The 20,107-nt window shown below is 69.7% G+C and carries 24 protein-coding genes; 17 read left to right on the top strand and 7 right to left on the bottom strand.

Annotated features, from left to right (window positions below):
• Positions 1-45 precede the first annotated feature (45 nt).
• Together E4T13_RS13645 and E4T13_RS13640 are read right to left on the bottom strand one after the other, a co-directional pair.
• Complete coding sequence (locus tag E4T13_RS13645; protein ID WP_137178839.1) at positions 46-333, bottom strand: antifreeze protein; 288 nt, start codon at positions 331-333, stop codon at positions 46-48.
• 5 nt (positions 334-338) lie between these two features.
• Entirely contained in the window at positions 339-821 is a 483-nt protein-coding gene (locus E4T13_RS13640; protein WP_137178838.1) for a peroxiredoxin, read from the bottom strand.
• A 132-nt stretch (positions 822-953) separates the two neighbouring features.
• Here E4T13_RS13640 and E4T13_RS13635 point away from each other — a divergent pair, with 132 nt between their 5' ends.
• The 4 genes from E4T13_RS13635 (at position 954) to E4T13_RS13620 (ending at position 3,834) form a co-directional block, all read left to right on the top strand.
• Positions 954-1,565, top strand: a complete 612-nt coding sequence (locus tag E4T13_RS13635) for a YqgE/AlgH family protein (RefSeq protein WP_137178919.1) — start codon at positions 954-956, stop codon at positions 1,563-1,565.
• A 51-nt stretch (positions 1,566-1,616) separates the two neighbouring features.
• Positions 1,617-2,501 carry a DMT family transporter gene (locus E4T13_RS13630; protein WP_137178837.1) on the top strand — a complete coding sequence of 295 codons (885 nt, stop codon included), beginning with the start codon at positions 1,617-1,619 and terminating at the stop codon, positions 2,499-2,501.
• A 61-nt stretch (positions 2,502-2,562) separates the two neighbouring features.
• Entirely contained in the window at positions 2,563-3,252 is a 690-nt protein-coding gene (locus tag E4T13_RS13625) for a class I SAM-dependent methyltransferase (protein WP_137178836.1), read from the top strand.
• A gap of 213 nt (positions 3,253-3,465) precedes the next feature.
• A complete protein-coding gene (locus tag E4T13_RS13620) occupies positions 3,466-3,834 on the top strand; it encodes a hypothetical protein (RefSeq protein ID WP_137178835.1) in 369 nt (122 codons plus the stop codon).
• A 67-nt stretch (positions 3,835-3,901) separates the two neighbouring features.
• On the opposite strand, the gene E4T13_RS13615 is transcribed toward E4T13_RS13620, so the two are convergent.
• Genes E4T13_RS13615 through E4T13_RS13600 form a run of 4 tightly spaced genes read right to left on the bottom strand, consistent with a single transcriptional unit; the run spans position 3,902 to position 7,876 of the window.
• Positions 3,902-4,834: a metal ABC transporter permease gene (locus tag E4T13_RS13615; RefSeq protein ID WP_137178834.1), complete on the bottom strand. Its 933-nt coding sequence runs from the start codon at positions 4,832-4,834 to the stop codon at positions 3,902-3,904.
• Complete coding sequence (locus E4T13_RS13610; RefSeq protein ID WP_170984984.1) at positions 4,831-6,120, bottom strand: metal ABC transporter permease; 1,290 nt, start codon at positions 6,118-6,120, stop codon at positions 4,831-4,833. Before E4T13_RS13610 ends, E4T13_RS13615 begins: the two co-directional genes overlap by 4 nt.
• On the bottom strand, positions 6,117-6,872 hold the full coding sequence (locus tag E4T13_RS13605) for a metal ABC transporter ATP-binding protein (protein ID WP_137178833.1): 756 nt from the start codon (positions 6,870-6,872) through the stop codon (positions 6,117-6,119). The genes E4T13_RS13610 and E4T13_RS13605 overlap by 4 nt, the downstream gene beginning before the upstream one ends.
• Positions 6,869-7,876, bottom strand: coding sequence for a metal ABC transporter solute-binding protein, Zn/Mn family (locus tag E4T13_RS13600; protein WP_137178832.1), 1,008 nt, complete (start codon positions 7,874-7,876; stop codon positions 6,869-6,871). Before E4T13_RS13600 ends, E4T13_RS13605 begins: the two co-directional genes overlap by 4 nt.
• A gap of 132 nt (positions 7,877-8,008) precedes the next feature.
• Between E4T13_RS13600 and E4T13_RS13595 the strand changes: the two genes are divergently transcribed.
• The 12 genes from E4T13_RS13595 (at position 8,009) to E4T13_RS13545 (ending at position 17,873) form a co-directional block, all read left to right on the top strand.
• Positions 8,009-8,341, top strand: coding sequence for a metalloregulator ArsR/SmtB family transcription factor (locus E4T13_RS13595; RefSeq protein ID WP_137178918.1), 333 nt, complete (start codon positions 8,009-8,011; stop codon positions 8,339-8,341).
• 224 nt (positions 8,342-8,565) lie between these two features.
• Complete coding sequence (gene coxB / locus E4T13_RS13590; protein WP_137178831.1) at positions 8,566-9,492, top strand: cytochrome c oxidase subunit II; 927 nt, start codon at positions 8,566-8,568, stop codon at positions 9,490-9,492.
• A gap of 38 nt (positions 9,493-9,530) precedes the next feature.
• Positions 9,531-11,132, top strand: coding sequence for a cytochrome c oxidase subunit I (gene ctaD / locus E4T13_RS13585; RefSeq protein ID WP_137178830.1), 1,602 nt, complete (start codon positions 9,531-9,533; stop codon positions 11,130-11,132).
• A 21-nt stretch (positions 11,133-11,153) separates the two neighbouring features.
• The gene (locus E4T13_RS13580) at positions 11,154-12,104 is read left to right on the top strand and encodes a heme o synthase (protein WP_137178829.1); all 951 of its coding nucleotides are present in this window, start codon (positions 11,154-11,156) and stop codon (positions 12,102-12,104) included.
• A complete protein-coding gene (locus tag E4T13_RS30780; RefSeq protein WP_256370452.1) occupies positions 12,101-12,229 on the top strand; it encodes a hypothetical protein in 129 nt (42 codons plus the stop codon). Before E4T13_RS13580 ends, E4T13_RS30780 begins: the two co-directional genes overlap by 4 nt.
• Before the next feature lie 2 nt (positions 12,230-12,231).
• Positions 12,232-12,855, top strand: coding sequence for a cytochrome c oxidase assembly protein (locus E4T13_RS13575; RefSeq protein ID WP_137178828.1), 624 nt, complete (start codon positions 12,232-12,234; stop codon positions 12,853-12,855).
• Between the two features lie 93 nt (positions 12,856-12,948).
• Positions 12,949-13,785 carry a cytochrome c oxidase subunit 3 gene (locus tag E4T13_RS13570; protein WP_137178827.1) on the top strand — a complete coding sequence of 279 codons (837 nt, stop codon included), beginning with the start codon at positions 12,949-12,951 and terminating at the stop codon, positions 13,783-13,785.
• Positions 13,786-13,834: 49 nt separating this feature from the next.
• Positions 13,835-14,203 (top strand): DUF983 domain-containing protein, encoded by a 369-nt coding sequence (locus E4T13_RS13565; protein ID WP_240791121.1) that lies wholly within the window; start codon positions 13,835-13,837, stop codon positions 14,201-14,203.
• Positions 14,204-14,329: 126 nt separating this feature from the next.
• Positions 14,330-15,013 (top strand): SURF1 family protein, encoded by a 684-nt coding sequence (locus E4T13_RS13560; RefSeq protein ID WP_137178826.1) that lies wholly within the window; start codon positions 14,330-14,332, stop codon positions 15,011-15,013.
• A complete protein-coding gene (locus E4T13_RS13555; protein ID WP_137178825.1) occupies positions 14,991-16,475 on the top strand; it encodes a carboxypeptidase M32 in 1,485 nt (494 codons plus the stop codon). Before E4T13_RS13560 ends, E4T13_RS13555 begins: the two co-directional genes overlap by 23 nt.
• A gap of 172 nt (positions 16,476-16,647) precedes the next feature.
• Positions 16,648-16,935, top strand: coding sequence for a hypothetical protein (locus E4T13_RS13550; RefSeq protein ID WP_137178824.1), 288 nt, complete (start codon positions 16,648-16,650; stop codon positions 16,933-16,935).
• Between the two features lie 47 nt (positions 16,936-16,982).
• A complete protein-coding gene (locus E4T13_RS13545; protein ID WP_137178823.1) occupies positions 16,983-17,873 on the top strand; it encodes a hypothetical protein in 891 nt (296 codons plus the stop codon).
• A 256-nt stretch (positions 17,874-18,129) separates the two neighbouring features.
• Here E4T13_RS13545 and E4T13_RS13540 read toward each other — a convergent pair whose 3' ends face one another.
• Complete coding sequence (locus tag E4T13_RS13540; protein WP_137178822.1) at positions 18,130-19,209, bottom strand: DUF2125 domain-containing protein; 1,080 nt, start codon at positions 19,207-19,209, stop codon at positions 18,130-18,132.
• A gap of 34 nt (positions 19,210-19,243) precedes the next feature.
• Between E4T13_RS13540 and E4T13_RS13535 the strand changes: the two genes are divergently transcribed.
• A complete protein-coding gene (locus E4T13_RS13535) occupies positions 19,244-19,906 on the top strand; it encodes a gamma-glutamylcyclotransferase (RefSeq protein WP_240791120.1) in 663 nt (220 codons plus the stop codon).
• The last annotated feature ends 201 nt before the right edge of the window (positions 19,907-20,107 follow it).

Raw genomic sequence — 20,107 nt, 5'->3', positions numbered from 1 at the left:
AGGGACAGCATGAACGATGCCGGCGGGCTTGTGCCTTGCGCCGGATCAACTCCGCTTGCGCGTGAGTTGGCGCAGGTTGGCAGCGACCCGCTTGCGCGCGGGCTGCAGGGCGGCGGCCGCGACCAGGTCGGGCCGGGTGCCGGCCAGCGCCGCGCGGCTGGCGGCGAGCGCCCCGGCGGCGAAGGCCTGCTGCTTCTCGAAGGCCATCTCGGCCAGCGCCACGCTGGCGCCGACCGGCTCGGCCCAGAGCTGGGCGCTGCGCAGCGCGAAGACCCAGCCGGACTGCCAGGCGAGCGTCGCGTAGCTCGCCGCGCCCGGCCGGCGTCCGGCCATGGCGGCTAGACCGCCTCCAGCACCGCTTCGGCCTTGCTCACTTCGAAGGCGCCCGGCGCCTCGATGGCGATGTGCGTCACGGTGCCGTTCTTCGCGACCAGGGCGAAGCGCTGGCAGCGGACGCCGAGGCCGCGAGCGGTGAGGTCGAACTCCAGGCCCATCGCCTTGGTGAAGGCGGCGGCGCCGTCGGCCAGCATCGCCACCTTGTCCTCGACGCCCTGGTCCTTGCCCCAGGCGCCCATCACGAAGGCATCGTTCACGGCCATGCAGGCAACGAGGTCCACGCCCTTCGCCTTGAGCGCGGCGGCGTTCTGCACGAAGCCCGGCAGGTGCTTGGCCGAGCAGGTGGGCGTGAAGGCGCCGGGCACGCCGAACAGCACCACGGTCTTGCCGGCGAAGAGCTCGCCGGTATCGACTTCCTTCGGCCCCTCGGCGGTGGCCTGCATGATCTTGACCGCGGGGATCTTGTCGCCGGCCTTGATGGTCATCGTCTGCTCTCCGGGGGGCTCTCGGTTGTCAGGGGCGGTGTAGATCGGTTCGGGCCCGGCCGTCCATGCGGGGAGGGTCGTACGGTGGCCGCCGTCCTTGCGGCGCCACCCTGGCGCCGCCATCTTTCGCGGATGGCCAGATCGTCCTCCAAGAAGCGCTTTCCCGGCGAATCGGCGGCCCCGGCGGGCGAGGGGTGGCTGACGGGGCATCTGCTGGTCGCCATGCCGACCATGCAGGATCCGCGTTTCGCCCGCAGCGTGATCTGCCTCTGCGCGCATTCCGGCGAGGGCGCGATGGGGATCGTGCTGAACAAGCCGCTGGATGGCCTCTCCTTCGACGACCTGCTGAAGCAGCTGGACCTGGATCCGGTTCCTCCGCAGCGGCGCATCCGGCTGATGTCGGGCGGCCCGGTGGAGAACGGTCGCGGCTTCGTGCTGCACACCGCCGACTGGGAGACGGAAGGCAGCCTGAAGGTCCAACCCGGCATCGCGCTGACCGCGAGCGTCGATATCCTGAAGGCGATCGCCGGCGGCGGCGGCCCGCGCGAAGGGTTCCTTGCGCTCGGCTATGCCGGCTGGGGTCCGGGCCAGCTCGAGACCGAGATCCAGCAGAACGCCTGGCTGTCCGTGCCGGCCGACGAGGCGCTGCTGTTCTCCGCCGATGCGGCGCAGCTCTGGACGCGCGCTTTGGCGAAGCTGCATGTGGACCCGGCGCTGCTGTCGGGGGTCGCCGGGCACGCCTGACCCGCGCGGCGCGCGCTGGACGCGCGCAGCGTCCCTGCCACACTGGCGGCGATGTCCCGCACTCTCCAGGGCGTGCTGCTGCAACTCGTGGCGCTGGCGCTCTTCGTCGCCATGGATGCCCTGTTGAAGGTGATGGTCGCCTTCTACCCGGTGCCGCAACTGATGTTCGTGCGCTTCCTCGCGCACACGCTCTTCGTGATCCTGGCGCTGAAGCTGCTGACCGGCAGCGTGCCCTGGCGATCGCGCGCGCCGGTGCTCCAGACCCTGCGGAGCGCCATGCTCGCCGTCGCCAACGCCGCCCTGTCCTTCGCGCTGATCCATATCCCGCTGGCCGACGCCACCGCGGTGGTCTTCGCCGCGCCCGTGCTGACGGTCGCCGCCGCGGCCTTCTGGCTCGGGGAGAAGGTTTCGCCGCGGCGCTGGATAGGCGTCGCGATCGGCCTGGCCGGCGTGCTGGTGGCGATCCGCCCGCCCTTCCTGACTGGCGAGCCGCTGCACTGGGCGATGCTGCTGCCGCTGGTCACGGCGCTCGGCAACACGGTGTACCAGCTGCTCACCCGGCGGCTCGCCCTGGTGGACGATCCGCGCATAACTTTTGTGCATACCAGCCTTGCGGCATGCGCACTGACGGCGCTGGCGCAGCCCTTCGTCTGGGTGACGCCCGCCGCGTCCGACGTGCCGTGGATGCTGCTGCTCGGCGCGCTCGGGGCGCTCGGGCATTCCATCCTGGTGCTGGCCTTCGCCCGAGCCCCGGCCTCGGTTCTGGCGCCGATGTCGTATTCCCAGCTGATCTGGGCGGGGCTGGCGGGCGTGCTCATCTTCGGCGACTGGCCCGACGGCTGGACCCTGCTCGGGGCCGGGGTGATCGCCGCGGGAGGCGTGCTCGTGGCCCTGCCCGAGCGGCGCCCCCAGCCCTCTCCGCGCGGCGACGCGTGATGATCCGCTTGCGCCCGGAGCCGGTTGGCACTAGCACCGCGCCTGCCGGAAACGGGCCGAGATGAGCATCCGCACCGATACCCCCGCGAGGGACCATCCGCGCGCCGTCCTCGATGCCGAGGGCGTACGCGACGCTTACCGCCGCTGGGCCGGTATCTATGACGTCGTCTTCGGTGGGGTGTCCGCACATGGACGCCGACGCGCCGTCGAGGCGGTGAACCGCCTGCCGGGCACCCGCGTGCTGGAGGTCGGAGTCGGCACAGGCCTCGCCTTGCCGCGCTACCGGCGGGAAAAGCGCGTGATCGGCGTCGATCTCTCCCGCGAGATGCTGGAGAAGGCCGCGGTGCGCGTGCGGGAGGAGAACCTCGCCCACGTCGTCGGCCTCTGCGAGATGGACGCCGAGCGGATGGCCTTCTCCGACGGCAGCTTCGACATCGCCGTTGCGATGTTCACGGCCTCCGTCGTGCCGAATGCCAAGACCCTGTTCGCCGAGATGTCGCGCGTGGTGCGACCGGGCGGCGACCTGCTCTTCGTCAACCACTTCGCGGCCGAGTCGGGCCTGCGGTGGTGGGCCGAGCGTTCGATGGCGCCGCTGGCGCGGCTGCTGGGCTGGCATCCTGATTTCGCCCTGTCGGACCTGCTCGATCCCGCCCTGGTGCGGGTGGAGGCGATGGAGCCGTGCCAGCCCGCGGGACTCTTCACCCTCGTGCGGGTGCGCAACCAGCCGGCGTTGGCGCTCGCGGCGGAATAGCGCGGCGCGCGCCGTCGCTTGGCACCCTGTCCCAGGCGCGGGCGCCCCGTATCCGTTTTGCGCGATTGCCCTCAGGCAACGTTGTAGCCTCGACCCCTCGGCCTATTGTGATCGCGTGGATCTCCGCACGGCCGGGCGCGGCACGCTTCGCATGCCCCCCGGCCGGTGCCGGCTGCGTCCCGCGACAACGATGCATCAAGGAGAGACGAGACAATGATCACGCGGAAGAACGCGCTGCTCGGCGCCATCTTCGCCGCCAGCCTGGCGATTCCCTCCGCCTTCGCGCAGCAGGGTGCACTGCCGGCGCCGTCCTCGGCCTGGGTCAATGCGGTCATGCAGGGCCTGAACCCCGCCACGCGCGCCGACATCGAGCGGCGTTCGACCGGCGGCAACCACCCCTACGAGATCATGCGCGTGATCCTGCTGAACAACATGCAGCTCGCGAACCTGGTGCAGCCCGGCCAGCCGCCGCTGTCCGAGGTGGTGGCGATCGACTTCATCCGCGAGCACGCCGTCGTCCGTCAGGGCGACGCGCTGCGCGTTCTGAACTTCGATCGCCAGACGCTGAACCTGAAGCGCTGATCCGGCGCGCGGGGCGCCGCGCGGCCGGGCGAGGGGCGCGGCGGGGGGTGTTCCCCGCCGCGTTCCTTCATGCCGGCGCCGGCGCCGGGGGCCGGTCCTGCCGCAACGGCCTGACCAGCGCGGCGACCGCCACGACCAACCCGCCCAGCGTGCCGATGACGCCCGCCGCATTGAGCGCGAGATCCAGGCCCAGCGCGGCCGGCACCGGACCGGCAAGCGCATAGCCAGCGGCCCCGAGCGCCGCGCCCAGCGCGGCCCCGCCCAGCACCTGCACCGTGTAGCGGTCGGTCATCAGTCGCAGCGCGGCCGCCGGGCAGACCAGCAGCGCCACCACCAGGATCGATCCCACCGCTTCGAAGGCGGCGACGGCCGCGGCGGCGACCAGCAGTGCCAGGCCGAGCTCGATGCTGCGCGAAGGCAGGCCGATGGCGCGGGCATAGCCGGGGTCGAAGCAGGCCAGCTTGATCGGCCGCCAGAACACCGCGACGGCCAGCGCGACCGCCACCGCCACGCCCGCGAGAAGGCCGAGCTGGCGCGGCAGCGTGGCCAGCGCGGCCGGATCGAACAGCGCGCCGGGTTCGCGCCCGCTCACCCAGACCAGCGTCTCGAGCTGGCCGAACAGCACGCAATCCAGGTCCAGATCCACGCTGCGCGCGCCGGTGACTTCCAGCAGCACCAGCCCGATGGCGAAGAAGGTGGTGAAGACCGCGCCGATGGCAGCGCCAGGATCGAGTCGCGCCGCCTTCTGCACCACGGCGATCAGCGCCACCGCGGCGACGCCCGCCACCATCGCGCCCGCCAGCATCGGCAGGCCGCTGCGCGCCCCGGTTATGGCGAAGCCGAGCACGATGCCCGGCAGCACCGCGTGGGACAGCGCATCGCCCACCAGGCTCTCCCGTCGCAGCACCAGGAAGGAGCCGAGCAGCCCGCAGGTGCCGCCCGCCAGCATCGCCGCCAGCAGCGGCGGCAGGTCGAGCATCAGGAAGTCCTGCAGCGTCATCGCCGGGCCCCCAGCGCATGCGGGCTGGCCGGCAGGGCCGAGGGTTCCGGCAGCAGCCGCGCCGCCATGCCCGGCGGCAGCCCGTGCTCCACCAGGTCGGCCAGCCGATCGGCCGCGGCGGCATCGGCGGCGCCGGCCGCCAGCAGATGATGCTCCACGGCGCGATGCGCGCGCACGGCGCGGCGCGCCAGGGTGGCGCCGCGCGGGGTGAGGTGGACATGGTCCTCGGCGCGCGCCACCAGGCCGCGCTGCGCCAGCCAGAAGGCCAGCCGCCGCGCCTTGCCGAGGCTCCAGCCGCGCGCCGCCGCGACGGCGCCGATCGGCGCCCAGCGGTCGCCGGCCGTTCCCGGCCCGGCGCCCGCGGCTTCCTGCGCCTCCCAGGCGGCGCGCAGGAAATGCTCGGTGTCGGCGGAGAGGCGACGGCCGGCGATCTGCCAGGCGCGTGCGAGCAGCCCGCGCTCGGGCGCCAGCAGCAGCGCGAGGGTGAAGAGGCAGGCGGCGACCAGCACCACGGCGGCGCCGGTCGGCACCTCCGGATGCAGCGCCGATAGCCAGGCGCCGGATGCGCCGGCCAAGCCCCCGGTGGCGGCGGCGACGGCCAGCATGCGCGGCAGCCGATGCGTGACGAGCCGTGCGGTGGCGGCGGGCAGCACCAGCAGCGCCACCACCAGGATCAGCCCGACCGCCTGCAGCCCGCTCACGCAGACCAGCACGATCAGGCCGAGCAGCAGCAGGTCCGTCCGGTCGGTGCGCAGGCCCTGCACGCGGGCGAAATCGGCATCAAAGGCGACGCTGCGCAGGCGCTGGAACGACAGCAGCACGAGGGCCAGGCACAGCGCCGCGACGGTCGTGGCGATCAGCGCGTCCTCCGCGCGCATCGCCGCGGCCTGGCCCAGGATGAATTTCGACAGCCCCGCCTGCGCCGCGCCCGGCAGCGTCTGGAGCCAGGAGAGCAGCGCGACGCCGGCGGCGTAGAAGGCGGAGAGCACCACCGCGATCGCGGCATCCTCGCGGATGCGCTTGGTGCGGGTCAGCGCTTGCACCGCGAGCACGCCGAGCAGGCCGGCGATGGCGGCGCCGGCCAGCAGCGGCGGCAGGGCGCGCGGATCGGCGCCGAGCAGCGCCACGATCAGCGCCGCGACGGCAACGCCGGGCAGCGCGGCATGACCGACCGCGTCGGAGACCAGCACACGCCCACGCAGCAGCGCGAAGGTGCCGACCGTGCCCGCGGCGATGCCGAGCAGGGCGCAGCCGGAGAGCACGACGAGCGTGTTGTAGGCGATCACGTCCCGACCGCCGCGGCGCCGACGCTCGCCTCGTCCAGCACGGCGAGACGGGCGCCGTAGGTCGCGGCGATGTTGCGGTTGGTGAAGGCCTCCTTCACCGGCCCCGCCGCGAAGACCCGCGCATTGAGCAGGAGTACGGACGAGAAATACTCGGGCACGGTGGCGAGGTCGTGATGCACCGCGACGACATGCCGCCCGCGCTCCGCCAGGCTGCGCAGCACGCCGACGATCGCGGCTTCCGTGGCCGCGTCCACCGCGGCGAAGGGCTCGTCCATCAGCACGAGGTCCGCATCCTGCGCCAGGGCGCGCGCGAGGAAGACGCGCTGCTGCTGGCCGCCGGAAAGCCGGCCGATCTGGCGGTCCGCATACTCGCTCATGCCGACCTGCTCGAGCGCGGCGCGCGCTGCCTGCTTCTCGGCGCGCGGCACCACGCCCCACCAGCGCATGCGCGGGTAGCGCGCCATGCACACGACATCGAGCGCGGTCGCCGGGAAGTCCCAATCCACGCTGGCGCGCTGCGGCAGGTAGCCGACGCGATTGCGCACATCGTCGAGCCGCCGGCCGAAGAACCGCACCTCGCCCGAGAGCACCGGCACCAGGCCGAGTGCGGCCTTCAGCAGCGTGGACTTTCCGGCGCCGTTCGGCCCGACGATCGCCGTCAGTCCCGGCGGCGCCGACCAGGTCACGTCCCACACCGCCGGCTTCTCGCCATAGGCGACGGTGAGGTGCTGGACCTCCAGCGGCGCGCTCATGCCGCGAGGCGCCCGTTCAGGCCGCGATCCGGCACGCGGCCGCCGAGGGCGCGGGCGATGGTGGTGATGTTGTGGTCGAGCATGCCCTCATAGGTGCCCTCATAGGTGCCGGCCTTGCCCATTGCGTCGGAGAACAGGTTGCCGCCGAGCGCCACGCGCTGGCCGCGCGCGCCGGCGCCTTCGATCAGCGCGCGCACGGCGCGGTCGGGCACGGAGGTCTCGGCGAAGACGGCGGGAATGCGCTGTTCCGCCAGCTTGCGCACCAGCGCCTCGATGGCGGCGAGGTTCGCCTCGGATTCGGTGGAGATGCCCTGGATGCTCTCCACCTCGAAGCCGTAGCGCGCGCCGAAATAGCCGAAGGCGTCATGGGCGGTGACGAGCACCCGCGCATTCTGCGGCACGGTCGCCAGTACCTCCTCCGCATAGGTGTCGAGCCGCGCGAGGCGGGCACGGTAGCGCGCCAGGTTGTCGGCGAAGCCTTCCCGCGCATCCGGGACAAGCTGCGCGAGCGGGGGCAGCGCCGCCGGCGCGGCATCTGCCCAGAGCCGTGGGTCCATCCAGACATGCGGGTCGGCGGCGTCGGGATAGTCGGGATTGGCGCGCAGCCTCTCGCGCGGCAGCGACTCGGCCAGCAGCACGACCGGCCGGCCGGTGCCGCGCACCCGGTCCATCACGTCGCCCATCCGGCCCTCCAGCCGGTGTCCGTTGCCGAAGACGGCATCGGCGGAGAGCAGCCGGGCGATGTCGCTGCGGGTCGGGCGGAACAGGTGCGGGTCCACCCCCTCGCCGATCAGCGTCTCGACCCGCAGGCGGCCGCCTGCGGTCTCCCGCACCACGTCGCCGACCATGCCGACGGTGCAGAGCGCCGTCGGCATGCGGCTGCCGCGCGCCTGGGCGAGGGCCGGCAAAGGCAGGACGGCACCGAGGCCGGCGAGCAGGACGCGGCGGCCGACACGTGAACTCCTGTTCACATGTATTGCTGTCGAGACGTCATCCCTGTTCATCTGTTCAGATGTTCCTTGTATTTCAATGACTTGAGCTTGCGCGGAGATTGTCAGGCAGGCAGGTTTCGTCAAGGGATGCTGGACGCCGCGCGCGGCGCACGGGATGCTGCGGAGCAGGAGCGGGGCGGCGCGATGGGTGTCCGGGAACGGATCGGCGAGGACCAGGTTGTCGAACTGGCGGAGATGTTCCGCCTGATGAGCGACCCGACGCGGCTGCGCATCATCCTGGCGAGCCTGGATGCGCCGGTGCCGGTCGGCGAGGTGGCGGAGAAGCTGAACATCTCGGCATCGCTCGTCTCGCACCATCTGCGCCTGCTGCGCGCGGCGCGGCTGCTGCAGGCGGAGCGTCGCGGACGCCAGGTGTTCTACGTCGTCGGCGACAGCCATATCCGCTCGATGCTGACCGACATGGTGGATCATGTCGCCGAAGGCGAGGCGGAGGCCGAGGCTGCTCCCGGCGGCTGACGCTTTCGCGCAACTCCTTGACTTTCCCAGCGGGTTGGCCTTGGCCGCGGTGGCGCCGAGGCAGTCACGCCCGACTTGTGCGGTGCATTAGCCGCTTCTATAGGTCGCGTGTGGGGAGCCCGGCCGCCGAATGGCGGAGGGGGATCCGCGCGCCGGGTGCAGGCCCGGCCGTACAGGGTTCGAGGAAAGAGCGCGGCGATATGCCGCGCCGGCGGGACAATAGAATGAGGCAGGCGATCGGCGCGCTGATGGGACGGATGGCCCGCATCTTCGGGGCTGTCGCGATGGCCGGCGGTATGCTGGCGGCCGGCGCCGCCGCGGCGCTGGCGCAGGAGGGCGCGCCGATGGTCGGCGCGCCGCAGCCCTGGGGGATCGGGCTGCAGGCTTCGGGCGGGCCGATCAAGGACGCGATCTCGTCCTTCAACAGCCTCGTGCTGTGGATCATCATCGCGATCACGATCTTCGTGGCGGCGCTGCTGGTCTACGTGATCTGGCGCTTCCGCGCCGCGGCCAACCCGAACCCGACCCAGACCAGCCACAACACGATGCTGGAGATCGCCTGGACGGTGGTGCCGGTGCTGATCCTGGTGGTGATCGCGATCCCGTCCTTCCGCCTGATCTACTACCAGGATCGGGCGGTAGACCCGGAGCTGACGATCAATGTCCAGGGGCGCCAGTGGTACTGGCACTATGGCTATCCGGAGCAGGGCGGCTTCACCTTCGACAGCTATCCGGTGCGCGAGGAGGAACTGGCGCAGGGCCAGATCCGCAACCTCTCGGTGGACAATCCGCTGGTCATTCCCGTCGGCGCCGCGGTGCGCATCCTCACCACCGGCCAGGATGTGATCCACAGCTTCTTCGTGCCGTCGCTCGGCGTGCAGAAGTACACGATCCCGGGACGGACGCTGGAAACCTGGATCAAGGCGGACCGCCCGGGCGTCTTCTATGGGCAGTGCAACCAGATCTGCGGGGTGAATCACTGGTTCATGCCGATCGAGGTCCGCGCCGTGCCGCGCGAGGAGTTCAACGCCTGGGTCGAACAGGCGAAGACGCGCTTCGCGCAGGGCCTGCCGCCCGGCCCGCCGCCCTCGGCCCTGGCTGAGCGCGCGCCCGCCACCCCCGCCACCACCCTCGCCGAGGCGCGCCGCTGACGCGGCGCCCCGTCAACCCGATCACCGGACGGAACGCGATGGCAACCGCTGCCCACGGCCACTCCCACGACGATGACCACCACGACCACAAGCCCGGCTTCGTGGCCCGCTGGCTGTTCAGCACCAACCACAAGGACATCGGCACGCTCTACATCGGCTTCGCGCTGATCGCGGCGATCGTCGGCGTCGGCCTGTCCTTCCTGATGCGGCTGGAGCTGCAGCAGCCGGGCATGCAGATCTTCGCCGATGGCCAGATGTGGAACTCCTTCGTCTCCGCGCATGGCCTGATCATGGTGTTCTTCGTGGTCATGCCCGCGCTGATCGGCGGCTTCGGCAACTGGTTCGTGCCGATCATGATCGGCGCGCCGGACATGGCCTTCCCGCGCATGAACAACATCAGCTTCTGGCTGCTGGTGCCCTCGCTGCTGCTGCTGGGCGCGAGCCTGTTCGTGGGCGAAGGTCCGGGCGGCGGCTGGACCATCTACCCGCCGCTGACGACGAACACCTATCACCCGTCGATGGCGATGGACCTCGCGCTGTTCTCGCTGCACCTGGCGGGCGCGAGCTCGATCCTCGGCGCGGCGAACTTCATCACGACGATCTTCAACATGCGCGCGCCCGGCATGACGCTGCACAAGATGCCGCTGTTCGTGTGGTCGATGCTGGTCACCGCCTTCCTGCTGCTGCTGGCGGTGCCGGTGCTGGCCGGCGCGATCACCATGCTGATCACCGACCGCAACTTCGGCACGGCCTTCTTCAAGCCGGAAGGCGGCGGCGACCCGGTGCTGTTCCAGCACCTGTTCTGGTTCTTCGGCCACCCCGAAGTCTACATCATGATCCTGCCGGCCTTCGGCATCGTCAGCCACATCGTCTCCACCTTCAGCCGCAAGCCGGTGTTCGGCTATCTCGGCATGGCGTATGCGATGGTGGCGATCGGCTTCGTCGGCTTCATCGTGTGGGCGCACCACATGTTCACCTCGGGCATCGACGTGGACACGCGCGCCTACTTCATGGCGGCGACGATGGTCATCGCCGTGCCGACGGGCATCAAGATCTTCAGCTGGATCGCCACCATGTGGGGCGGCAAGATGACCTTCGAGACGCCGATGCTGTTCGCCATCGGCTTCATCTTCCTGTTCACGGTCGGCGGCGTGACGGGCGTGGTGCTGGCCAATGCCGGCATCACCCAGATCCTGCACAACACCTATTACGTGGTGGCGCACTTCCACTACGTGCTGAGCCTGGGCGCGGTGTTCGGCATCTATGCCGGCGTCTATTACTGGCTGGGCAAGATGTCGGGCCGCCAGTATCCCGAAAAGCTCGGCCAGATCCATTTCTGGCTGACCTTCATCGGCGTGAACCTGACCTTCTTCCCGATGCACTTCCTGGGCAACCAGGGCATGCCGCGCCGCTATCCGGACTATCCGGACGCCTTCACCGGCTGGAACGTGATCGCCTCCGTCGGATCCTACATCTCGGTCGCTTCGTTCCTGTTCTTCTTCTACGTGCTGTGGGTGACCTTCGCGCGCGGCGCCAAGGCGGCCGACAATCCGTGGGGCGAGGGCGCGACCACGCTGGAATGGCAGGTGAGCTCGCCGCCGCCCTTCCACACCTTCGACGAGCTGCCGCGCGTCCGCTGACGCGCATGGAGTAGGAACGCGATGAGCGGCCACGCCATCGAGCAGAGGGGGGCGCAAGCCCCCCTCGACACATCGGCGGACCTTTCGGAGGTGCGCGACTGGATCGCGCTGCTCAAGCCGCGGGTGATGACGCTCGTCGTCTTCACCGCCGTGGTCGGGCTGCTGGTGGCGCCGGTGGCGCTGCCGCCGGTGATCGCCATCGCCGCGATCCTCTGCATCGCGGTGGCGGCGGGCGCGGCGGGTGCCATCAACATGTGGTACGACCGCGACATCGACGCGCTGATGCGCCGCACGGCGCGCCGGCCCATCCCCTCCGGCCGGATCGAGCCCGGCTCGGCGCTCGGCTTCGGCATCACGCTCGCGGTGGCGTCGGTGGCGGTGATGGGGCTGGCGACGAACTGGGTGGCAGCCGGCTGGCTCGCCTTCTCCATCCTGTTCTACGTCGTGGTCTACACGATGTGGCTGAAGCGCCGGACGCCGCAGAACATCGTCATCGGCGGCGCCGCCGGCGCATTCCCGCCGCTGATCGGCTGGGTCGCGGCGACAGGCGAGGTTTCCCTTGTGCCGGTGATCCTGTTCGCCATCGTCTTCATGTGGACACCGCCGCATTTCTGGTCGCTGAGCCTCTGGGCGCATGGCGACTACGCGCGGGCAAAGGTGCCGATGCTGCCGGTGACGCATGGCGCGCGCCGCACGCGGCGCGAGATCATGGCCTACACGGTGGCGCTGGTGCCGCTGACGCTCGCGCCGTGGGCCGTCGGCTTCAGCGGCCCGCTCTACGCGGCGGTGGCGCTGGCGCTTGGTGCCGGCTTCCTGTGGCAGGCATGGCGCGTGCTGCGCGAGGCGCAGGATGCCGAGGGTCGCTCCCTGGCGAAGGATGCGGCGGCGCGCGGCGCTTTCAAATACTCGCTCTACTACCTCTTCGTGCTGTTCGGCGCGTTGGCGGTGGATCGGCTGGTCTTCGCCGGATGACGCCCGAGGAACGCACCGCCTTCGAGAAGCGCCGCCGTGCGCGCAACTGGGCGATTTTCCTGACGCTCGTCGGGCTGGTGGTGCTGTTCTACTTCATCTCGATGGCGCGGGTTCTTCGGGGGTGAGCATGGACGCCTCTCGTCAGGCCGTCATCGCGCGGCGCAATCGCCGGGTCGTCGGCGCTGCCTTCGGCGTGGTGTTCGGCATGGTCGGCGTGTCCTTCGCCGCCGTGCCGCTCTATGACCTGTTCTGCCGCGTGACCGGCTACAACGGCACGCCGATGATCGGCCAGGCCGCGCCGGGCGCTGCCGGGGAGCGGACCGTCACCATCCGCTTCAATGCCAACACGCAGCCCGACCTGCCCTGGCGGTTCGAGCCGGTGCAGCAGGCGGTGCAGCTTCGGCTCGGCGAGGAGGGCGTGGGCTTCTACCAGGCGAGCAATCTCGCTGACCGGCCGTCCACCGGCATCTCCACCTACAACGTCACGCCGGAAGTCGTCGGGAAGTATTTCCACAAGACGGCCTGCTTCTGCTTCGAGGAACAGACCCTGGCCGCCGGCCAGCAGGCGGACATGCCACTGGCCTTCTGGGTGGACCCGCGGATCGCCGACGACCCGAACACCCGGGGCATCCGGACCATCACGATCAGCTACACCTTCTTCCGCAGCCTGAACGACGCAGAGCGCGCCGGCGCGCTGGCCAATGCCGGGCCGCATGTCGGACGACGCGAGAGCCCGAGCGTGCTGCGCTGAGACCCGCGCCGACTTGATCCCACCCGCGTCTTGCGGGATTCATTCACCACCAAGGCCGGGGCCGAACCCCGCCGCGACCACCCAGGACGAGCGATGGCAAGCCACAGCGAACCGGGCGCCAGCCCCTACAAGCACCCCTACCACCTGGTGGAGCCCTCGCCCTGGCCGCTGATGGGTGCCTTCTCCGGCGGCGCGCTGGTGCTCGGCATCATCCTGGTCGCGCACAACAACAGCTGGTGGATGCTGGGCGCCGGCCTGGCCGGCGTGATCGCCACCATGTTCTTCTGGTGGCGGGACGTGCTGCGGGAGAGCAACACCCCGGGCCTGCACAGCGCCGTGGTGCGCATCGGCCTGCGCTACGGCATGGTGCTGTTCATCGCCTCGGAGGTGATGTTCTTCGTCGCCTTCTTCTGGGCCTATTTCCACTTCGCGCTGTATCCCGAGCATGTCTCGGGCGCGGAGCATGCGGTCTGGCCGCCGGCGGGGGTGCATACCTTCGACCCCTTCGGCCTGCCCTTCATGAACACGATGATCCTGCTGCTGTCGGGCTGCACGGTGACCTGGGCGCATCACGCGCTGCTGCAGAACGACCGCAAGGCACTCATCACCGGCCTGGCCCTGACCGTGCTGCTCGGCATGTCCTTCACAGCCTTCCAGATCTACGAATACGCCGAGGCTCCCTTCGCCTGGAGCGGGGGCATCTATTCCTCGACCTTCTATCTCGCCACCGGCTTCCACGGCTTCCACGTGCTGGTCGGCACGATCTTCCTGGCCGTCTGCCTGATACGCGCCACGCGCGGCGCCTTCTCGCCGGATCGTCACTTCGGCTTCGAGGCGGCGGCCTGGTACTGGCACTTCGTGGACGTGGTCTGGCTGTTCCTCTTCATCTTCATCTACTGGTGGGGTGCCGGCGAGATCGCGGCGCACTGACGCCGAGGCGGGCGGCGCGGCGTGAGGCCGCGCTGCCCGCGGCCCCCGCATGGCGACAGTCCCCGACAATGCGGTCGCCCCCTTCATGCGCGTGGCGCTGGCTGGCCGCTGCCCGCGCTGCGGCGAAGGCAGGCTCTTCGGCGGCCTGCTGGACGTGGCGCCGCGCTGTACCGTGTGCGGCCTCGAACTGTCGAAGCAGGATTCCGGCGACGGGCCGGCGGTGGCGGCGATCTTCCTGCTCGGTGCGCTGACGGTGATCGGCGCCTTCCTGGTCGAATTCCGGCTGGAGCCGCCCTTCTGGGTGCACCTCGTGCTCTGGCCGATCGTGCTGCTGCCGGGTTCGGTGCTGACCATGCGCATCGCGAAGGCGGCGCTGATCTGGGCGCAGTGGCGGCACCGGACCAGCGCGCTGGGCTGACACCCTTGGATCGGCGGGTGCGGTGCCCGCGCACCTTGCGCGTCGGCAGCATGAGCGGCCTCGGCCTCCCCGGGCTGCGCTGCGGCGGTGGCGGCGGCGAATGATGCGCCCCACATCGGTCGAGCGATGCGCCGCCCTGTCCTGATCGCCGTCCTGGCGTCGATTCCCGTCCTTGGCCTGCTGCTGTTCCTCGGCACCTGGCAGGTGCAGCGGCTGGCCTGGAAGAACGACCTGATCGCCCGCATCGCCGCCAGCGAGGCTGCGCCGGCGGCACCGCTGACCGAGCCGCCGGCGATGCTGGCCAAGGTGCGCGCCACCGGCCGATTCGACCACGCGAAGGAGGTCCTGCTCGGCCTTGAGGTGCGCGGTCCCGTGCTCGGCGCGCATCTCGTCACGCCGCTGCTGCGCGATGGCGCCTCCACCATCCTGGTGGATCGCGGCTGGGTGCCGATCGAGAGCCGCGCGCCCATCGCCCGGCCCGAAGGCGAGGTGACCGTGGAAGGCTGGGTGCGACCGGGGGAGCGGGCCGGCACGCTCTCCGCCACCGACGACCCGGCCGGGCGCCGCTTCTACACCTTCGACCCGGATGCCATCGGCCGGGCGCTGGGGCTGGACCCCGTGGCGTCTTTCGGGCTGGTGGCGCTGGGGGACGGCGGCGGCACGCTGCCCGATCCCGCGCGCACCTTGCCGCGACCGACGAACAGCCATCTGGGCTATGCGATCACCTGGTATGGGCTGGCGCTGGCGCTGGTCGGCGTGCTCGTGGCCTTCGTGCGACGGAGAGGTGATGAACAGCAATCCCGCCCATGACCGGCTGAAGGCCCGCTTCGCCCGGATCGGCGCGCTGAACGAGGCTGCCGGCATCCTGCATTGGGATGCGAGTGCGATGATGCCGCCCGGCGGCGGCCATGCCCGCGGCGAGCAGCTTGCGGCCCTCGCGGGGGTCATGCACGACCTGCTGACCGCGCCGGAGGTCGCCGGCGACCTTGCCGAGGCCGAGGCGGGGGATGCGTGGGAAGCGGCCAACCTCGCCCTGATGCGCCGCGCCCATGCGCGCGCCACGGCGCTGCCCGTGGACCTCGTCGAGGCGACCAGCCGCGCCAACTCCGCTTGCGAGAAGGTGTGGCGCGAGGCCAAGGCCGATGCCGACTTCGCCAAGGTGCAGAAGCTGCTGACCGAGGTGGTGCGGCTGCAGCGGGAGACGGCGCAGGCCCTCGGCGCCGCGCTCGCGATGGATCCCTATGACGCGCTGATGGATGGCTACCAGCCCGGCGTGACGGCGGGCGATGTCGAGCCGGTGTTCGCCGCCTACGAAGCCTGGCTCGCCGAGGCGCTGCCGCGCGCGGAGGCGATCCAGGCGAAGCATCCGCCGCCGCTGCCGCTCGAAGGCAAGTTCCCGGTGGAGGCGCAGCGCGCGCTCTGCCGCGAGATGGCCGAGCGCGTCGGGCTGGAGTTCAGCCATGCGCGCCTGGATGAATCGCTGCATCCCTTCTGCGGCGGCAATCCCGCCGATGTGCGCATCACCACCTACTACGACGAACGCAACCCGGCGAAGGCGCTGCTCGGCGTGCTGCACGAGACCGGGCATGCAATGTACGAGCGCCACCTGCCGGCGGGCTTCGCGCGCCAGCCGGTGGGCGAGGCCGCGGGCATGGCGGCGCATGAATCGCAGTCGCTGATCGTGGAGATGCAGGCCTGCCGGTCCGATGCCTTCCTCGGTTTCCTTGCCGGGCGGCTCCGCCAGGTCTTCGGCCTGTCCACGCGCATCGCCTGCGGCGAGAACCTGGCGCGGCTGTGGCGACGCGTGGGGCGCGGCTTCATCCGCGTGGACGCCGACGAGCTGACCTATCCCGCGCATGTGATCCTGCGCTTCCGCCTGGAACGCGCGCTGATCGGCGGGACGCTGGAGGTGGCGGACCTGCCGGCCGCCTGGAACGACGGCATGCGCGCGCTGCTCGGCATCGTGCCGCCGGACGATGCGCAGGGCTGCCTGCAGGATATCCACTGGCATGACGGCGCCTTCGGCTATTTCCCGTCCTACACCCTCGGCGCGATGGCCGCGGCGCAGCTCATGGCGGCGCTGCGACGCGCGGTTCCCGATCTCGATGCGCAACTCGGCAAGGGCGACCTATCGGCGATGATGCATTGGCTCAGCCTGCATGTGCACGGGCAGGGCGCCAGGCTCGGCTTCCAGGATCTGTTGCGCCACGCCACCGGCAAGCCGCTCGATCCCGCGGAGTTCACGGCGCATCTGACGGCGCGCTACCTGTAGAGGTGGTCGCTGGACAGTGAGCCTTGCCTAACAGCGCATCGAACCAGTTCACTGCTCCCGTGGCTTCCGGCTTGTGGCGTGTCGGCGATGTCGATACGCTCGGCGTTGAACTGTGACGTTCACGACGGCAGGGTCGCCTCAGGATTGCGCTATGGCTGCGGGAGGGCAGAGGGTGCAGACCCGCAGCAGTGCGTTGTGGGAACTCGTAAAGGATGTGGCGTTCCATACTGCAAGGCTCGGCGTGGTGCTTGGCGGTCATATCCTCATGGCTGCCATCTTGCTTGCCTCCATTTTTGCCATCGAGAAGCTTTTCGATTGGTTCTGGCCGCTTGAGGGTCTTATGCTGTTCGGCCATTGGAAAGCGAAATATCTTTTTCATGTCATGGACCTATTTGTGATCGGGCTCTTTATAGTGTCAGGTGTGCGTGAAGTCTTTGCTGTGTTTCGGAGTCGCAAATGACGCGGTTTAGCTCCGTTGCGCGATATGAGACAGGCAGAGTTCTGCCAGTGAACACGGCTGAATGGATCAGATCCGTAGTTACCTTAAATTTGGGAGGAATTTCAATACTCGCTGCGATGGCGCTTTTCGTGGGAGTGGTGTTCGGTGAATTTGTAGAGGACGCTTCAGGGCGGCCTCCGTTCAGCGTGAACCAGCAGGATAGCGACTCGCGCAATGCCGAGCGAGAACACAATCCATCCTCAGACGAACACATTCCTCAGATTCTTGAACAGGAGGCAGATTCGTTCCTGCTCGTCCGCTCCATCGGCGACGCATTGGCAGTTCGGGTTATGCTGCATGCGAACGTCTTGGAGAACGAAGCAAGTCGTCTTTTTGAGAAAGGAGAGGTAATTATTGCTCGAAACCTATATGGCGACGCAGTGCTGTTGGGCAGGCATCTTTTCCAACATGCCGTGAGTCCGGGTGTCGCCTTTTCCGGTCAAAAAGACGTTGTGCGCGTTTTGCATGCTTGGGCACGTCAGGAGGCTGCGTTTAGTTACTATCAGAATTCTACTCGCAGATTGCAGGAGACCATGACTGAGATTAGGGCAATTGGACGTTTATCTGGCGATTCGGAACGTGAACGAGAAATACTGCGAATATTTCGGGCTGAGCGGCCTTGGGATTTGGTAACTGAAATAGCCGTTAGGCGTGATCTTGCAGAAATTCTCCTTCAACAAAAAGAGTATTTTCATGCCTTGATTCAGATAAACGGGCTGTTAACTACCCTTAGGCAGCTGTCGACATTTGATGGATATCGCGGCGCGATTATTTTCTCGCTTGGTGAGGCGGCTGATTTACTTGCGCGCATGCCGAATCAGGACGATGTCAACGTTTCTGCTGTTCGCAACGTATACCGAGGTATGGTGGGGGATATGCAGAACTCTAGCGACCGCTAAAAATTCGCTCACCAGTCTTTAGGAGCTGTCGCCAAACATCTTCAATGTGAGCCTTTGGTGGCTGGGCGGCTGGGCTGCATCGTGACTAGCCGCGTTGTGGAGCCGCTAGAACGAACGACAGGATGTGGACCTCGGCCGCCCGGTGCAAAGTAGGCGCCGGCCTGCGCCGGGCGAGTGATATGGCGAACATTAAATGCCCGATCCTGGCACCGCTGCTGCCCGGCGCGCTCGGCGCCTCCGTCTCAGTGCGTCCCATTCACCGCGGCAGGGTCGGCCGCGGCCAGTCGAGCGGGGCGAAGCGCAGCACGGGGATCCGCGCGAGCGCCAGGGTGCGGTCCTCCAGCGTCACCGGCACCTCGACCTCCGGCGTCCCGGTCTCGGCCGAGGGCCGGCTGAGCAGCGGCAGGACGGTGCGCGCGGTCGCCGCCGCACGACGGCCGACCAGGCCGGCTTCCGAGAGCGCCTCCAGCGCTTGTGTCGCGCCGGTGATGCGCAGCGTGCCCGCGCCCATGGGCTGCAGCGCCTCGTCGAAGGCGAGCGTCGCGGCGGCGTTCGCGCCGACCGGGCCCCAGCGGACGGCAAGCGCGCGCAGCTCCAGCGTGCCGCCGCCATCGCGCCAGGCCTCGGCCCGCGTCGCGGGGGCGCGGCCGGCGGGCAGGGGGCCACTGAGCCAGAGGTCCGCGGCGATCGAACCGATGGTGCGCCCGAAACCCTCGGCACCGGCGCCGACCGGCGCGACGGGCAGCTCGACGCGCTCCGCGGTGAGCGTCACCGCCAGCGCCGGTTCTGTCTCCGTGGCGGAGGCGCTGCCTGCGGCGGTGAGGCGCAGCCGCCTGATCTCCACGCCGCCCGCGGGACTGCCGATGCGCAGTCGCTCGGCCGAGAGTTCCGCGGAGCTTGGCGGCGTATCGGTTTCCAGCGGCAGTTCGGCAGCGAGCACATCCGCGGCGAAGGGGTATTCGATGCCGCCGACCCGCAGCCGCTGCTGCCCCGGCAGTTCCACATGCAACCGGTCCAGGCGCGGCAGGGTGATGCGCAGCACCAGCGGCGTCGCGGTGAGCGCGAGGCCGCCCGGCAGCGTCGCCGCCGCGCCGTCCAGCCGAACCCGATCGATCGTGAGCGTGGCCGAGAAGGGCCAGCCGCCGCGCACCGCCGGGCCATGCTCCACGCGCCAGCCCTGTGCGCGCCGCAGCTGGACCCAGGTCTGCCAGCCCTCCTCGAGCTCGGTGGCCATGCTGCGCCACAGGACGGCATGCCCCGCCGCGACCGCGACCAGGCCGATTGCAAGCAGCAGCAGAAGGCGGCGTGCCGCGCGGGTGGGGGTCTTCCGGTTCATGCTCGCGAGGCCTATAGCCCGGCTCCGCCCGCCCGTGGATACACCGCCCCCTCCGCATCGCCTGGCCCGGCCCGATGACCCGCCGCTCGCGGCCTGCGGGCATATGTGGGTCTTCGCCTATGGCTCGCTCATCTGGCGGCCCGGCTTCGCGCATGCCGGGCGGCACAGGGCGCTGCTGCGCGGCTATCACCGCCGCTTCTGCCTGTGGTCGCATCGCTACCGCGGCACGCCGGAGCGGCCTGGACTGGTGCTCGGGCTGGATCGCGGCGGGGCCTGCCATGGCGTCGCGTTCCGCGTCGCCGGTGCCGCCGCGGCGGAGGTGCTGCGCTATCTCGACGACCGCGAGCTGCCGGATGGCGCCGAACAGGTCTATCACCGCCGCCTGCTGCCGGTGCGGCTGCTGGACGGCGGGGGGACGGTGGTGCCGGCGGTGGCCTATGTGGCCAACCGCGCCTGCCGGCTCTACGCGCCGACCCTGGCGGCCGAGCGGGCGGCTGCGGTGATCGCCGAGGGCGTCGGGCAGATGGGGGCCAACCGGGAATACCTGCTCAACACGCTGACTCACCTGGCGGAGCTGGGTGTGCGCGATGCCGGCCTGGCGCGGATTGCCGCGCTGCTGCCACCGGCGGACGGCGCGAACCTGTCCACAGGGGGTGGCGCCGCGCCGGAATGTGAGGAAATCCGCCACGTTCCGTAACACGGACCTGTCATGCTGCCGTGACAGGCCGATAGGCCGATTTTCCGCGGTCAATGAAATCAATTGGTTAGACGCAGGGCGGCGCTGGGGATAATTACGAAACAGTTGCGCTGCACCGCAAAAAACAAGCCTATCGTAAGGCTTTGTAGGCCGCGGTCACGCCAGCCAAGTGCTCATGTCCCACAGAATTATCCACAGCCG

It is taken from the genome of Roseomonas sp. AR75 (assembly GCF_005222815.1).
In the GTDB taxonomy this organism is placed as follows: domain Bacteria; phylum Pseudomonadota; class Alphaproteobacteria; order Acetobacterales; family Acetobacteraceae; genus Falsiroseomonas.
Note: the sequence above shows the minus strand (reverse complement) of the source record. Positions and strands in the feature narration are given on the sequence as shown.

What these genes read in the sequence shown, in the direction of transcription:
- E4T13_RS13645 (WP_137178839.1), bottom strand. Translation starts at nt 333, where the DNA reads ATGGCCGGACGCCGGCCGGGCGCGGCGAGCTACGCGACGCTCGCCTGG.
- E4T13_RS13640 (WP_137178838.1), bottom strand. Translation starts at nt 821, where the DNA reads ATGACCATCAAGGCCGGCGACAAGATCCCCGCGGTCAAGATCATGCAG.
- E4T13_RS13635 (WP_137178919.1), top strand. Translation starts at nt 954, where the DNA reads ATGGCCAGATCGTCCTCCAAGAAGCGCTTTCCCGGCGAATCGGCGGCC.
- E4T13_RS13630 (WP_137178837.1), top strand. Translation starts at nt 1,617, where the DNA reads ATGTCCCGCACTCTCCAGGGCGTGCTGCTGCAACTCGTGGCGCTGGCG.
- E4T13_RS13625 (WP_137178836.1), top strand. Translation starts at nt 2,563, where the DNA reads ATGAGCATCCGCACCGATACCCCCGCGAGGGACCATCCGCGCGCCGTC.
- E4T13_RS13620 (WP_137178835.1), top strand. Translation starts at nt 3,466, where the DNA reads ATGATCACGCGGAAGAACGCGCTGCTCGGCGCCATCTTCGCCGCCAGC.
- E4T13_RS13615 (WP_137178834.1), bottom strand. Translation starts at nt 4,834, where the DNA reads ATGACGCTGCAGGACTTCCTGATGCTCGACCTGCCGCCGCTGCTGGCG.
- E4T13_RS13605 (WP_137178833.1), bottom strand. Translation starts at nt 6,872, where the DNA reads ATGAGCGCGCCGCTGGAGGTCCAGCACCTCACCGTCGCCTATGGCGAG.
- E4T13_RS13600 (WP_137178832.1), bottom strand. Translation starts at nt 7,876, where the DNA reads ATGAACAGGGATGACGTCTCGACAGCAATACATGTGAACAGGAGTTCA.
- E4T13_RS13595 (WP_137178918.1), top strand. Translation starts at nt 8,009, where the DNA reads ATGGGTGTCCGGGAACGGATCGGCGAGGACCAGGTTGTCGAACTGGCG.
- coxB (WP_137178831.1), top strand. Translation starts at nt 8,566, where the DNA reads ATGAGGCAGGCGATCGGCGCGCTGATGGGACGGATGGCCCGCATCTTC.
- ctaD (WP_137178830.1), top strand. Translation starts at nt 9,531, where the DNA reads ATGGCAACCGCTGCCCACGGCCACTCCCACGACGATGACCACCACGAC.
- E4T13_RS13580 (WP_137178829.1), top strand. Translation starts at nt 11,154, where the DNA reads ATGAGCGGCCACGCCATCGAGCAGAGGGGGGCGCAAGCCCCCCTCGAC.
- E4T13_RS30780 (WP_256370452.1), top strand. Translation starts at nt 12,101, where the DNA reads ATGACGCCCGAGGAACGCACCGCCTTCGAGAAGCGCCGCCGTGCGCGC.
- E4T13_RS13575 (WP_137178828.1), top strand. Translation starts at nt 12,232, where the DNA reads ATGGACGCCTCTCGTCAGGCCGTCATCGCGCGGCGCAATCGCCGGGTC.
- E4T13_RS13570 (WP_137178827.1), top strand. Translation starts at nt 12,949, where the DNA reads ATGGCAAGCCACAGCGAACCGGGCGCCAGCCCCTACAAGCACCCCTAC.
- E4T13_RS13565 (WP_240791121.1), top strand. Translation starts at nt 13,835, where the DNA reads ATGGCGACAGTCCCCGACAATGCGGTCGCCCCCTTCATGCGCGTGGCG.
- E4T13_RS13560 (WP_137178826.1), top strand. Translation starts at nt 14,330, where the DNA reads ATGCGCCGCCCTGTCCTGATCGCCGTCCTGGCGTCGATTCCCGTCCTT.
- E4T13_RS13555 (WP_137178825.1), top strand. Translation starts at nt 14,991, where the DNA reads ATGAACAGCAATCCCGCCCATGACCGGCTGAAGGCCCGCTTCGCCCGG.
- E4T13_RS13540 (WP_137178822.1), bottom strand. Translation starts at nt 19,209, where the DNA reads ATGAACCGGAAGACCCCCACCCGCGCGGCACGCCGCCTTCTGCTGCTG.